The 13,625-nt window shown below is 58.3% G+C and carries 15 protein-coding genes; 5 read left to right on the top strand and 10 right to left on the bottom strand.

The window, feature by feature from the left end:
- Nucleotides 1-35: 35 nt before the first annotated feature.
- From Q1B46_RS01465 to meaB, 6 genes are all read right to left on the bottom strand, one after another.
- Entirely contained in the window at nt 36-500 is a 465-nt protein-coding gene (locus Q1B46_RS01465) for a copper chaperone PCu(A)C (protein WP_299943956.1), read from the bottom strand.
- Complete coding sequence (locus Q1B46_RS01460; RefSeq protein ID WP_299943953.1) at nt 500-826, bottom strand: hypothetical protein; 327 nt, start codon at nt 824-826, stop codon at nt 500-502. The genes Q1B46_RS01465 and Q1B46_RS01460 overlap by 1 nt, the downstream gene beginning before the upstream one ends.
- A 141-nt stretch (nt 827-967) precedes the next feature.
- Entirely contained in the window at nt 968-1,111 is a 144-nt protein-coding gene (locus Q1B46_RS01455; protein ID WP_299943950.1) for a hypothetical protein, read from the bottom strand.
- Between the two features lie 187 nt (nt 1,112-1,298).
- A complete protein-coding gene (gene rpmB, locus Q1B46_RS01450) occupies nt 1,299-1,586 on the bottom strand; it encodes a 50S ribosomal protein L28 (protein ID WP_299659046.1) in 288 nt (95 codons plus the stop codon).
- Nucleotides 1,587-1,705: 119 nt separating this feature from the next.
- Nucleotides 1,706-2,899: a Hint domain-containing protein gene (locus Q1B46_RS01445; RefSeq protein WP_299943946.1), complete on the bottom strand. Its 1,194-nt coding sequence runs from the start codon at nt 2,897-2,899 to the stop codon at nt 1,706-1,708.
- 170 nt (nt 2,900-3,069) lie between these two features.
- Complete coding sequence (meaB, locus tag Q1B46_RS01440; RefSeq protein WP_299943943.1) at nt 3,070-4,047, bottom strand: methylmalonyl Co-A mutase-associated GTPase MeaB; 978 nt, start codon at nt 4,045-4,047, stop codon at nt 3,070-3,072.
- A 121-nt stretch (nt 4,048-4,168) separates the two neighbouring features.
- Here meaB and hrpB point away from each other — a divergent pair, with 121 nt between their 5' ends.
- The 3 genes from hrpB to Q1B46_RS01425 all read left to right on the top strand — a co-directional run bounded on the left by hrpB (nt 4,169) and on the right by Q1B46_RS01425 (nt 8,829).
- Nucleotides 4,169-6,610, top strand: coding sequence for an ATP-dependent helicase HrpB (gene hrpB / locus Q1B46_RS01435; protein ID WP_299943937.1), 2,442 nt, complete (start codon nt 4,169-4,171; stop codon nt 6,608-6,610).
- 192 nt (nt 6,611-6,802) lie between these two features.
- Complete coding sequence (locus tag Q1B46_RS01430) at nt 6,803-7,261, top strand: NUDIX hydrolase (RefSeq protein WP_299943934.1); 459 nt, start codon at nt 6,803-6,805, stop codon at nt 7,259-7,261.
- A gap of 89 nt (nt 7,262-7,350) precedes the next feature.
- Nucleotides 7,351-8,829: an inorganic phosphate transporter gene (locus Q1B46_RS01425; RefSeq protein WP_299943931.1), complete on the top strand. Its 1,479-nt coding sequence runs from the start codon at nt 7,351-7,353 to the stop codon at nt 8,827-8,829.
- 63 nt (nt 8,830-8,892) lie between these two features.
- Here the strand turns inward: Q1B46_RS01425 and Q1B46_RS01420 are convergent, their stop codons facing one another.
- Entirely contained in the window at nt 8,893-9,867 is a 975-nt protein-coding gene (locus tag Q1B46_RS01420; RefSeq protein ID WP_299943927.1) for a 2-dehydropantoate 2-reductase, read from the bottom strand.
- 66 nt (nt 9,868-9,933) lie between these two features.
- Nucleotides 9,934-10,899, bottom strand: coding sequence for a pirin family protein (locus Q1B46_RS01415; RefSeq protein ID WP_299943924.1), 966 nt, complete (start codon nt 10,897-10,899; stop codon nt 9,934-9,936).
- A gap of 287 nt (nt 10,900-11,186) precedes the next feature.
- On the opposite strand from Q1B46_RS01415, the gene Q1B46_RS01410 reads away from it, so the two are divergent.
- Together Q1B46_RS01410 and Q1B46_RS01405 are read left to right on the top strand one after the other, a co-directional pair.
- On the top strand, nt 11,187-11,675 hold the full coding sequence (locus Q1B46_RS01410; RefSeq protein WP_299943921.1) for a twin-arginine translocation pathway signal: 489 nt from the start codon (nt 11,187-11,189) through the stop codon (nt 11,673-11,675).
- A 5-nt stretch (nt 11,676-11,680) separates the two neighbouring features.
- Complete coding sequence (locus Q1B46_RS01405; RefSeq protein WP_299943918.1) at nt 11,681-12,280, top strand: ferric reductase-like transmembrane domain-containing protein; 600 nt, start codon at nt 11,681-11,683, stop codon at nt 12,278-12,280.
- 32 nt (nt 12,281-12,312) lie between these two features.
- On the opposite strand, the gene Q1B46_RS01400 is transcribed toward Q1B46_RS01405, so the two are convergent.
- Together Q1B46_RS01400 and argF are read right to left on the bottom strand one after the other, a co-directional pair.
- Nucleotides 12,313-12,660 carry a 5-carboxymethyl-2-hydroxymuconate isomerase gene (locus Q1B46_RS01400; protein WP_299943915.1) on the bottom strand — a complete coding sequence of 116 codons (348 nt, stop codon included), beginning with the start codon at nt 12,658-12,660 and terminating at the stop codon, nt 12,313-12,315.
- Nucleotides 12,661-12,672: 12 nt separating this feature from the next.
- Nucleotides 12,673-13,599, bottom strand: coding sequence for an ornithine carbamoyltransferase (argF, locus tag Q1B46_RS01395; RefSeq protein WP_299944713.1), 927 nt, complete (start codon nt 13,597-13,599; stop codon nt 12,673-12,675).
- Between the last annotated feature and the right edge of the window lie 26 nt (nt 13,600-13,625).

The following is a 13,625-nucleotide window of genomic DNA, read 5'->3' as shown; positions in this document are numbered from 1 at the left end:
TGGATGACTGCCGCATCGCGGCACGAAGACAGGCGTTAATTCGAATGCCCGCCCGTGTCTTGACGCTCCAGATCAATGGGGATCTCAACCACAACCTCTCCGGCTTGTTCGAAGATCAGCGTGACAGGCACCATCGCGCCTTGTTCGAACGGCGCCTTCAACCCCATGAACATGACGTGATCGCCACCGCGTTTCAGCATATGGGTCTCACCTGCGGGAATAGGGATGCCTTCTTCGACCTGCATCATCTTGGCAACGCCGTTTTCATCGATTTTATGAGTGTGCAACTCGACGCGACCGGCCACATCCGATGCGGCTCCGATCAACCTGTCGTCGGTCTCGCCTTGGTTTTCGATCATCATGAAGGCGGCACCGGCCTTGGCAGATTTGCCCGCAGACCGCGCATAAGCATCTTCAACAACGATGGTATCAGCGGCCTGAGCGGCCGAGGTCAGTGACAGTGCAACAAGGGTTGCAACTAGAGTGGATTTGAGGGTCATCACGACTCTCCCAATTTAATGTCAGATAAGGGTTTCGAAGCTGGAACAACCGTTGCAGGCGGTGCGCGTGCAGGTCGTTGCGGCAACGGGGCCGATATCTGACCTCTGTCTCGACGCGTTGGTTCAGGCTGCGCCAGAACCGGAGCAGGCGGGATATCGGCCTGTGCCTGATGAACCGCACCAAGCAAAGCCAGCGCGTAATCCGGGCAGTAATGCGGTGCCTGCGTCGGCTGACCATCCGCGTCCATATACACAACGACAGGCCCGGTGCCGGTACACAGCACCATCTGGCCGACCGCACGGTCGATCCCGCGCGACTCAGCCACGCTCTGTCCTGTGAGGATCACAAGCAGAGACAGCAGGAACGGCAAAAAGCGGCGGAAATAACCTGACATAACAGGTCGGCTATACGCCCAGCATCAGGCTTGCTTCAAGCGGAAAGGCAAGCCTGAGACAGTATGCCCGCATCAAGATTTAGGCGGTTTTACCGTTTCGGCATTCATGCCTGTATGCAAACGATTTACACGGCGCTGCATCCGCGTGCATCGCACCAGTATGGTGGCAATCGAGGCGGGCAATAGAAACAGGATATTCTTTACTTTAAATGACATGAGGTCCCCCTCCTCAAATAAGATAGGCACAAACATATTCAGGAGACTTCTGCCAGTCTGTGAACAACGTCACCAAAAATGCAGATTTATGATTAAATCGCGAACAATCATAATAAAGCGCCGATCCACCAATAGAAAAGCCCTGCACCGCAAGGTACAGGGCCAAAATTTAGCGTGTGACAGAGGATTAGGCCGAAGCTTGTGCCTTGGCGATTTCCTTCTTCACTTTCAGAGCGCTCGCAGACAGCTCATCATCCTTGGCTTTGGCCAGGAATGCGTCCAGACCACCACGGTGATCGACCGAGCGTAGGGCAGCCGCCGAGATGCGCAGCTTGACGCCACGACCCAGAGTTTCGGACTGCAGGGTAACGTCGTTCAGGTTTGGTAGAAAACGACGACGAGTTCTATTTTTGGCGTGGCTGACATTGTTGCCAGTCATCGGGCCTTTTCCGGTCAGTTCGCAACGGCGCGACATGGTTTCTTCCTTTGTTTCTGGAGGCCAGGCATATCGCCCTCGGCCAAATCACAAGGGGCACAACCCGAAGTCGCGCCCGAAAACTGGTTGGATGCGTGTAGTGGGAATCACACGAAGGGTCAAGACGGGTGCGGTGAAATCTTTATGCCGACGTCAATTTCCTCTGTGATGCCGGTCAGCGGCCTTTGCAACAGGGGTTTATTGTTCTTCAAATGGCGCGAGATTAGCTGTGCCTGCAAGCGCCCACGCGGGATAAAACGTGCCGGGTCGGCCCGGTAGTTCAGTTCGGCGAGCTCTGGGAATATCTCGACTATTTCACGGCGCGCAGAGGCGCTGAGCGCTTTCAACGCCTCGGGTCCGGTATAAAGGCTTTCGGTAGGTGCGTTTTCGGCAAAGATCACCTGATGGCTTTCGAATAACAGGTGAAAGTATTCAACGCTTCCAACGCCCTCATCCACATAGATTCCGGGTAATGCGGTAAGTTTGATGGCCGGAATCAGCACTTCGGTCGCACCAAACATACGCTTGGCAATTTTTGACTGCACCAACATCCTGTGCTGGCGCGAGACCAACAGATCGCGATGCGGCAACCCACCACCCAACGCGCCGGCAAGGATGCGAACTGGCCAGAGCCGGGGGTTGGTTTCAAGCTCGGCACGAATGAACGCACGTCTGCCAATCCAGCGGATCGGGTGCAGGCCCTGCCCAAGCGTGGGGATCAGATCGCCGGTCCCTAGCGACTGGATCAGGGTCGGCCCATCTTGCCCGGTGATCATTGTGTCGCGTGTAAAACAAGGCATGCCCGAGCCGTTTTCGAAGGCCGTATACGTAACCGTAATACCGGACGGCAAAGTAAATGTGCCGCTGGAGATCGAGTAACCGACCCCGTCTTCAACCGTTATCTCTCCGAATGTATCATCAGTGATAACAGTACCAACGGGCAGGTTCAGCGTATCGGTTCCATTGCCGCCGCGAATATCGTCTGAAACCGAAGTGCTAATGAAATTCAGCGTGTCATTCCCACCGCCAAGCCGGATACTTCCTACGGTCGAGCCGCTGATATCGACCGTATCGGCATCCGCCCCGCTTGCGATACGCCCGCCAATCGTGCTGTTGGTGACGGTGATCGTGTCAGTGCCAGCATTGCCCTGAACATTATTGGCGATGGTACTATTTGTGATGGTGATATCATCATCACCACCACGTCCGCGAACACCCGTGACAGGTGGTGTGGCCGGGTTCCCGTTCAGCGTACCGTTGTCATTTGTGACATCGATATCGTCGTCGCCGTTTGTTCCGTTGATATTGGGCATTCTTAAGTGTCCCGTTCATCAAATCACCCGATCCAGATCAGGGTCAGACAAACCCCATCCTGTCCGGATTCAAACGCAGGAAATCACACTCAAACATTACAATATATGCTGCAATAATACACCATTAGTATCAGATGCACCAGTCATGACCGCAGTAACCCGCGGGGGCACTATTGGCCAGAAAGCGCGGCAAGGATTTGTTCAGCCGCCGCTGATGGGCTGAGTTCACCCGCGCTAACCTGCGTGCCAAGATCGCTCATCCGGTCACGTATCGCAGGCGCTTCGAGACGGGCAAGCAAGGCGTGGCGAACCTCTTGTTCGAACCAATATTGCGCTTGCGCGGATCGGTTCGCGGTCCAATGCCCAACCTCTCGTCGCCACGCGCTGAGGGCCTGCATCTCGTCCCATGCCTGTTCCAGCCCGTGTTCTTCAATTGCCGAGACGGTCATCGCCTTGGGAAATCCTTCGGGGTCCTGCGGACGCTTGCGCAACAGACGCAGAGCGCCGGCGTAATCGGCGCAGGTGCGGGTAGCTGTCGCTTTCAGGTCGCCGTCAGCCTTGTTGATCAGAATCATGTCGGCCATTTCCATGATGCCGCGCTTGACGCCTTGCAGTTCATCACCGCCCGCAGGGGCCAACAGCAGCAGGAAAAGGTCCGACATCTCGGCCACTACGGTTTCCGATTGACCAACGCCCACGGTCTCGATCAGCACCACGTCAAATCCCGCAGCCTCACACAGCGCTATCGCCTCTCGCGTGCGACGGGCGACACCGCCCAGATGGCTTTGGCTGGGGGATGGGCGGATAAAGGCGTTTTTCTCACGGCTCAGGCGTTCCATCCGGGTCTTATCACCAAGAATCGAGCCGCCGGACCGGGCCGAACTGGGATCGACCGCAAGCACCGCGACACGCAGCCCCTGCCCCGTCAGCATCATGCCGAAGCTTTCAATGAAGGTAGATTTCCCCACACCGGGAGTGCCCGATAATCCGACCCGCAGGGCTTGGCGACCTGCACCTGCCAGGTCATCCAGCAAGGCGGCGGCCTGCGCGCGGTGGTCAGCCCGCCCGCTTTCCACCAACGTGATAGCGCGGGCCAAAGCCCGGCGATCCCCGTTCAATATCCCGTCAGCAAGGTTGTCTGTCCGCATCTCGAAACCAATCCTGTTTGGCACGACTACTTGTCGCCCTCCCGAGGGATTTGTCCAGTACCTTGCGCAGCTGAAACAAGGGGAACTGGACCTCTGCGCACTCATCGCTGATAAAGCCCAGATGACACCGCGCTTGCCCATAGATGATGCCATACCCGAATTGCTGCAGGCGCTGCGCACTCATGGTCGGGCTGTCTTGCAGGCACCGCCCGGGGCGGGCAAGACCACGCGTGCGCCGCTGGAGATGCTGAAAGCCGGCCTGTGCGACGGACGAATCGTGATGTTGGAGCCGCGGCGGCTGGCAGCGCGCGCAGCGGCCGAGCGAATGGCCGAAACTCTGGGTGAGCCGGTAGGCCAGACAGTTGGATACCGCGTGCGGGGTGACACAAAGGTGTCGAAGGCCACGCAGATCGAGGTCGTAACCGAGGGCATCCTGACCCGGATGCTGCAATCCGAACCCGACCTGCCCGGTGTCGGTGCTGTGATATTCGATGAATTCCACGAACGATCGCTGAACGCGGACCTTGGGCTGGCGTTATGCCTTGAAGTAACAGGCGCGTTGCGCGATGACCTGATCCTGTTGGTGATGTCTGCAACGCTGGATGCCGAGCCTGTAGGGCAGTTGATGGAGGCGCCGCTGATCACCTCTGAGGGGCGCAGTTATCCGGTTGAAACCCGTTGGCTTGACCGCCCTCTTGGCGCTCAGGTGCGACGTTTGGATGCGCTGATCGATTTGGTTGCACAGGCCGAGCGCGAAACAAAGGGCGGCATGCTGGTGTTCCTGCCCGGCGAAGGCGAAATCAGGCGCGCCGAGGCCGCTTTGACCCGCCGCCTGCCCAGTGATTGTACAGTGTCTCCGCTTTTCGGTGCCCTGCCCTTTTCCGCCCAGCGTGCAGCAATTGCGCCTGCCAAGACAGGTCGCAAGGTGGTTCTCGCGACTTCGATTGCCGAGACCTCACTGACCATTCCGGACATTCGGGTGGTGGTTGATATGGGGCAAGCACGGCGGGCACGGTTCGATCCGGGGTCAGGCATGTCGCGGCTGGTGACTGAACGTGTGACACGAGCCGAGGCCACCCAGCGCGCAGGACGCGCAGGCCGTGTGGCCGAAGGTGTTTGCTATCGTCTGTGGTCCAAGGGTGAAGAAGGCGCTTTGGTCGTCTACCCGCCAGCCGAAATCGAAGCCGCAGATCTGACCGGACTTGCACTGGAACTGGCACTTTGGGGCGCGGAACCCGGTGATCTGGCCTTTCTCACCCCCCCGCCCGAGGGCGCACTGGCCGAAGCACGGTCGTTGCTGGCGATGCTCGGCGCGTTGGATCGCAACGGGCGGATCACCGAACACGGGCGAGCGTTGGCCGCGCTACCGCTGCATCCACGACTTGCGCACATGCTGGTACACTCAGGACCTGAAGCCGCGCCATTGGCGGCTCTGATGGCAGAGCGCGATCCGCTCAGGGGTGCGCCGGTTGATCTGTCGCTACGGCTTGAGGCATTGCGGGATATGCGGGCTTTTCAGCGCAATCGTGTCTGGCAGGTCAATCCAGGAGCACTGGACCGGATCAAGAGTGAGGCAAAGCGGCTGCGCGCGCGGGCAAATGGGTCAGGTGATCTGAACCCGGCAGCGATGGCCGCGCTGGCTTATCCCGACAGGATCGGGCAACGACGCAAGGGCGATGTGCCACGTTACGTTCTATCGGGGGGAAAAGGTGTCGTTCTGGAAAGCGATGATACATTGGCGGCATCACCTTATCTGGTGGTGACCGACACTGACGGCAATCCACGCGAGGCCCGGGTACGGATGGCCGTTGGTATCCCAGAAGGCGAAATCCGCTCTCTGTTCAGCAACCAGATCGAATGGATCGACATTTGTGAATGGTCGAAACGCGAGCGCCGCGTATTGGCCCGACAACAAGAACGGTTCGGGGCAATTACACTGGATGACCGCATCTGGAAGGATGTACCCGATGAGACTGTAGCGCGCGCAATGCTGGACGGTGTACGAGACCTGGGATTGCGGTTGGACGGTGCCGCCGCGCGGTTGGCCACTCGTGTCGAACTGGTCCGCGCTGAAGGTGCCGACCTGCCAGATTTTTCCGGGCAAGGGCTACTGGAAACGCTCGAGGATTGGTTGTTGCCAATACTGACCCGCGTACGGAACGCCGAAGACTGGAAGCGTTTCAATCTGCTGCCGGCCCTGCGCGCCCGTTTGAGCTGGGACCAGATGCAAGAGCTGGATCGGCGCGCACCGGGGTCATTCGTGACGCCGCTGGGCCGGAAGCTGCCGATTGATTATAGCGGTGCAATACCCGAAATCTCGGTCCGTCTTCAGGAGGTGTTCGGCGTGACCCAGCACCCGGTGATTGGTGGCGAGCCTCTGAAAATCACGCTGTTGTCCCCGGCGCAACGGCCCATTCAGATTACCCGCGACTTACCAGGGTTTTGGGCGGGATCTTATGCCGATGTGCGCAAGGACATGCGGGCGCAATACCCCAAACATCCCTGGCCCGAAGACCCAACACAGGCCGACCCAACCTTGCGAGCAAAACGCCGAAAGGGTTGAAATTACCGATATCAACCCGGAAATTTTTGATGAAGATCGCATCGCAATCCAGCAAAAATGCTACAGATTCACGTATTTTCGGCTGAAATCCGTCCATATTCACCCAATATTCCGCCGATCTATTGTTAACCCTGCAATACATGATTACTTAACTCTTTCGAATAATAACAAATACGTCCGAGCAGGCTGAACATGATGAATTGGATACGCAACATCTGGGAAGAGGTCGCGCGACCTTTGATCCAGCGCCCAAGGCGGGTGCAGGTCGCAGCTTTGTGCACGCGTGGCACGGATGCGGGCGACGATGTGTTGCTGATCACCAGTCGGGGCACCGGACGTTGGATCATTCCGAAGGGCTGGCCTATTGATGGGCTTAACGGCCCCGAGACCGCGCTTCAGGAAGCCTGGGAAGAAGCCGGTGTACGGTCGACGGATGTGTTGAAAGAACCGGTTGGCCATTACTCCTATGACAAGACGCTGAACGACGGAACGGCGCAGCAGGTGGTTACCAGCGTCTACCGCGTTCAAGTGACTGATCTGGCGGATGATTATCCTGAAGCAGATCAGCGCAGGCGATGCTGGGTTTCCCCCAAAGTAGCCGCCGAACGGGTGCAAGAGCCGGAATTGCGGGATTTGCTGCTGCAAATGTAACAATTTTGTAAATTCCTTGCGACAAAGGTTGCCGCTTTGTTCGGAACCGGGTAGCGGCGGGCCTCAACTGGAATGGCCCATGAAAACCAATGTCTGATCTACCACCCAAAGCCCGCTGGCACGCGCTAGACAGTGACCTCCACCGCATCTCGCGTCTTGAATATGCCAATGCCTATGTCGCGCGTCCACTGCTGGCGCCCGGCATTGCATTGGCCTTTATCGCTTTGGCAGGGTTGGCTGCAGCTGTATTGTTCGGGCTGGCCGATGGCGGATTGATCGTTGCTGCTGCGGCGGCATTCGGCGCGTATATGGCGATCAATATCGGTGCCAACGACGTCGCCAACAACATGGGTCCGGCAGTCGGTGCAAACGCCCTGACCATGGGCGGAGCCATCTTGATCGCAGCAATCGCCGAAAGCGCCGGTGCGTTGCTGGCGGGTGGGGATGTGGTCTCGACCATCTCCAAAGGCATCATCGACCCGATGTCGGTGCAAAACAGCGATGTGTTCATCTGGGCGATGATGGCGGCGCTGATCTCATCCGCGCTGTGGGTCAATCTGGCCACTTGGGTCGGGGCCCCTGTTTCGACCACGCATTCGGTCGTGGGCGGTGTTATGGGAGCGGGCATCGCCGCAGCCGGGCTAAGCGCGGTCAGCTGGGGCACAATGAGCGCGATCGCAGCCAGCTGGGTGATCTCACCGGTGCTGGGCGGGGTGGTTGCGGCAGGGTTTCTTGCGCTGATCAAGCACAAGATTCAATATCAGGACGACAAGATCGCCGCTGCACGACGCTGGGTACCCATTTTGGTTGCGGTGATGGCCGGAGCATTTGCAACCTACCTGTCAGTCAAAGGCTTGAAGCGGATCGTCAGGATTGATCTGGAGTTTGCGCTGCTGATTGGCTTGGCCTCGGGCGGGCTTGTCTGGGCGGCAACTGTACCTTGGGTACGGCGGAAATCAGAGGGGTTGGAGAACCGGACGCGCTCGTTGAAAACACTGTTCGGTCTGCCGTTGGTGATCTCGGCCACTTTCCTGAGTTTTGCCCATGGGGCCAATGATGTGGCCAATGCGGTGGGCCCGTTGGCAGCCATTGTTCATGCGGCAGAATTTGGAGATTTCGCATCAAAAGTATCGATCCCGACATGGGTCATGGTGATCGGGGCATTTGGCATCTCTTTCGGTTTGTTCCTGTTCGGCCCCAAGCTAATCCGAATGGTGGGCAGCCAGATCACCAAGCTGAACCCGATGCGCGCCTTCTGTGTCGCCCTTTCAGCAGCCATCACGGTCATTGTGGCCAGCTGGCTGGGCTTACCCGTCAGCTCGACCCATATCGCGGTGGGCGCTGTGTTTGGCGTCGGGTTCTACCGGGAATGGCATGCAGAGCGGCGGTGGAAATACTCAAACCGTCAGCGTCCTGCTGAACTGCGTCTGGCGCGGGAAGAGCGGAGACGGCGCAAGCTGGTGCGTCGGTCACATTTCATGACCATCGTGGCCGCCTGGGTAATCACGGTCCCGGCGGCAGCGGTGATGTCGGCGATGATCTTCTGGATTTTGACTGCGTTCAGCTAACTCGATTGTTTGCGAGGCTCTGCCTCGCGCTCCGAGGTATTTCTGGCCAGATGAAGCTGCGGATCACAGGATAATCTGACTGACTGTAAATGGTTCGGGTCGCGCTTGATGGATCAAGTCCGAGACGCGGCTGTTGATCGGGGTTGAGATCCCCTGTTCGTGACCGAGTTTGATGATTTCCCCTTGCAGGTCATCTATTTCCGTCGCGCGGCCTGCCATCAGATCGTAGGCCATCGAGGTCCGCGCGCTCGGATCGATGGTTAGCATTTTCGCCGCAATCCGCGAAAACACCGGTGTCGGAAGACGCAATATATGCGGCATCACCCAAGCAGGAGCCGGCGTTGTCGAGACTATGTCAATGTCAGCCCTTTTCAGTACGCGCAGCGCTTCGGTCATCTGATCGGCCATCAGGCGGCGCCAGTTTCGGTCGAGCAATTGGTTCTGCAAGGTTAAACCGGACAGTGCATTCAAAGCGTTGTTGAGGTTAATCACCAATTTGCCCCATTGCACTGCTTCGATCTGGTCGCTTTCGGAGATGGGCAATTCAGATGTGTTGAGCTGAGTGCCGATCGAGCCCGGTCCAGATTCAATGACGATCTCGCCCGAGGTGGCCCTGTGATAGGTCGCCTGCTCGGTCGGCACGACGTTGAAGGGTACCATTCCGGCCCGCACGTCGCGCCCCGGCAAAAAAGCGCGCAATGTACGGGCATTTCCCAATCCATTTTGCCACGACACAACCGGGGCCGCCGCTGGGGCGTGCGCCGCAATCAATGTTGCCATTTCTGCCGTCGCGCCAGATTTGACGGTGACAAGGACCAGATCAGCACCGCTCAATCCAACAGGGCCCTCAGCCAGCGTCAGTTGAGCTGCGGGTACGCTGCGGCGTAGGCCTGAGAAATCGGTCACCGTCAGGCCTTGCGCCCGGATCGCCTCCAGCACACGGGCCCGGCCCAGCAGCGTAACATCATGCCCTGCAGAGGCCAGCAACGCACCGCAGTAGCATCCTATGCTGCCTGCGCCCGCAACAGCGATCTTCATTGCGCACCCTCCTCTGTGGTCGCATTGATCGCTTGGAACGCCGTGCGGGGCCAGAGTGAGTTTAAGTCATACGCGCGCCAATCGTGGACGCGTACGCTCAAGCTCTTTCGGGATGGCAATAAACTCAAGATCGTCTCCGGGCGGCAAATGAAAGGCGCCATTGGCCCAATCAGCGTTATTCCATTCACGGGTGGCAGTTTCGATCTTTTCTTTCGAGGACGAGACGAAGTTCCACCAGATATATCGATCCTCGTTCAGCGTTGCGCCGCCCAACAGCATGAGCCGCGCCCCAACCGGGCCTGCCTTCGCCGAGAGATGATCGCCGGGTCTGAATACCAACAGGCGACCTTCGTTAAAATTGTCGCCTGCGATCTCAATGCTTCCTTGCGTGACATAAACACCGCGATCTTCATGGTCATCGGGCAAAGGAATAGATGCGCCGGGGGCGAGTTGCACGTCGAGATAGAACGTCTCGGACAACATGGATACAGGACTGGTTGCGCCATATGCCGTGCCCAGGATCAGACGGGCGCTGACGCCAGTATCTTCGATATGTGGCAGCGCACCTTGCTTGTGGTGTTCGAAGTCGGGGGCCATGTCCTCATGCGCTTCGGGCAGGGCGAGCCAGGTCTGGATGCCAAACAGTTTGTGACGCTTGCCGCGCGTTTCTTCGCTTGTGCGTTCGGAATGGGTGACACCACGACCTGCAACCATCCAGTTGACCTCACCGGGAAAGATCATCTGTTGAGTACCGAGGCTGTCGCGATGTTCGAACTCGCCCTGATACAGATAGGTTACAGTGCCCAGCCCAATGTGAGGGTGCGGGCGGACATCTATACCGCCCTCGGTGATGAACTCCGCGGGGCCCATCTGATCAAAAAAGATGAACGGGCCAACCAGTTGGCGTTTGACCGAGGGCAGCGCGCGACGCACCTCGAAGCCGCCCAGATCGCGGGCGCGCGGAATGATCAATGTCTCGAGCGCATCTTTTTCGGAGGCACCGTCGGGGTTATGGGTGGGGTTCCAACTCATTCCTGATCTCCCATTATTCGATCCAGTGAAACGAATTTATGTTCGGATATGCGGAGTGTATTACGAAAACCTCGCATGAAAAGCGCATGTGCGCACAATTGTCGTGCAGGGTGCGGGTGGCCTGCGGGTGCAATCAAGGACTTCTCACGCTGGTGTGACGTGGATCGCCCAGCATTCGGTGCAATGGCCCTCGGATTCACAAGCAATCGTGCTATCCTAATGGTGCGGGTTTTGTCGGCCCGTTGGGGCTGCTCTGATATAGGGTTCGACAAACAGGAGTGAACGCAATGACCCGATTAGAATTGACGCGCCGCAGTTTTATCGCAACTGGTGTTGGCGCGATCGCAACCGGGATGACCGGCGTCACAGCACCCGCGCGCGCAGCGGGTCTTGAACCGACGCGATCGATGCGGGGCGGGTCCAACAACTACCGACCCGGCGCACCCATTGTGGGCCGGATCGGAGGTGGCGGGTTCTGGATGACGGGCACCGTGCGCCGCGCAGGAGACGGAGCCCCCCTGCCCGGTCAGCGCATCCAGATTTGGGCACATACGACCGAAGGGCATGAACGCGACCAACGCAGCCATGGCGCGACTCTGACCGATGCGAATGGCGAGTTCCGGTTGGAGATGCCACAAATCGTACCAGCCTTCGGTCAGGCACACGGACATCTGGCCTATGACAGCGGGGTATTTAAGCCGGTGTTTTTGCGGCCGGTGATGGCAAGCTCAAAGGATAAGACTCTGGCCGCGCATTTCGTCTTGCAACCTGTCTAACACCAATGAGTCGCGCCTATTTTGCTTGGGCGGGTCTGCTCGTCGCGCTGACAGTCCCGTTGATCGCGGCGGCAACAAGCCCGCTTCTGGTATGGCGTGACCCGGTATACATCATTGCCGGGTTTGCAGGGGTTATCAGCATGGGATTCTTGTTGATGCAGCCGCTTCTGGCTGGGCGAGACCTGCCGGGATTATCCCCGATGGCAAGCCGGCGCTTGCACCGATTGATTGGTATAAGTTTGGTCGCGGCCATCCTCATCCATGTCGGTGGCCTTTGGGTAACAAGCCCCCCTGACGTGGTTGATGCATTGTTGTTCGTGTCCCCAACACCGTTCTCTGCCTGGGGCGTTGTCGCAATGTGGGCGGCGTTTGGGGCGGCCTTGCTAGGTATTTTCCGACATCGTCTGAACCTGCGGTTCCGCGTCTGGAGATTGGGCCACACCGGCTTGGCCAGCGTGACCATCGTTGGCAGTATGGTGCACGCCATGTTGATCGAAGGCACGATGGAGGTCATGACCAAGACGGCGCTTTGTACGCTTGTGGTGCTGGCGTGGGCGACGACGCTGGCAAAGCTCCGAGTCTGGAATATCAGGCGGCGCAACTGAACGCGGATGCGCCGCTGGAAGCCGAGCACCGACTATGGCCCGGCCAGCCGTTTGGCATAGGACGCGCGGTTCATCTGAACGTCTTGCACCGTGATACTGCCGACCTCTGGCATCGCTCCGGCGAGCACATCCAGAATGAGGGCGTTGAGCGCCGTGCGCATCACCTCGTCACGCCCTTGCATAAGCATCAGCGTGGCGTGGATAAAGCTTTGAGGCTCTGAACCGATGCGGTAATACGCAACAGGGGTGGCGCGGATTTTGATCGTGTTGGCGTCGAATTCCGGATGATCTGCCAGCGCCGAGAATAGCCGGTCGCAGATAGCCTGCACATCATGGATCTGTTCGATGCCTTTAGAGAATTCCAATGTCACATGAGGCATGGTGCGGCCCTCTTAAACACCCAGACACCAGCGCATAACCGCCTTTTGTGCGTGCAGACGGTTCTCGGCTTCATCGAAGACGACCGAGTTGGGGCCGTCCATAACCTCGGATGTCGCCTCTTCTTCGCGGTGGGCGGGCAGGCAATGCATAAACAATGCATCGGGCTTAGCATGAGAAATCAGCTCGGCATTGACCTGATAGGGGCGCAGCATGTTGTGGCGGCGTTCCTTGGCGGATTGGGAATCGTGCATCGAAACCCAGGTATCTGCGACCACCAGATCGGCACCTTCCACTGCTCTGTAAGGGTCCCGTTCGACCACAATTTTGGAGCCCTTCTGGCGGGCGAGCCCCATGAACTCTTCCTCCGGATCAAGCTGAGCTGGGCCGGTGAAGGTCAGATCAAACCCGAACTGACCAGCGGCATGCAGGAACGAGGCGCAGACATTGTTGCCGTCGCCGGTCCAGACGACCTTTTTGCCTTTGATGGGGCCGCGGTGTTCCTCGAAGGTCAGTACGTCCGCCATGATCTGGCAGGGGTGGGTGCGGTCGGTCAGCCCGTTGATCACGGGCACATCCGAGTATTCAGACATCTCAGTCAGGATGGTTTCATCAAATGTCCGGATCATGATCATATCGACATACCGTGACAGCACGCGGGCGGTGTCGGCGATGGTTTCGCCGTGGCCCAGTTGCATGTCCTTGCCCGACAGAACCATGGTCTGGCCGCCCATCTGGCGCACGCCCACGTCGAACGAAACGCGAGTACGGGTTGAGGGTTTCTCAAAAATCAGCGCCACCATACGATCCTTCAGCGGCAGTTCATCATCATGCGCAGCCTTTGGCCGCCCAAGACGGGCCTGCTTCATTGCGCTGGCCTGATCGATCATACCCCGCAGCGCAGTGGCATCAGTTTTATGGATATCAAGGAAGTGGTTCATATCGTTTCGCTTTTGGCTGTCCATGG

Origin of the sequence: uncultured Ruegeria sp., assembly GCF_947500045.1 — a bacterium.
Classification (GTDB): Bacteria; Pseudomonadota; Alphaproteobacteria; order Rhodobacterales; family Rhodobacteraceae; genus Ruegeria.
Note: the sequence above shows the minus strand (reverse complement) of the source record. Positions and strands in the feature narration are given on the sequence as shown.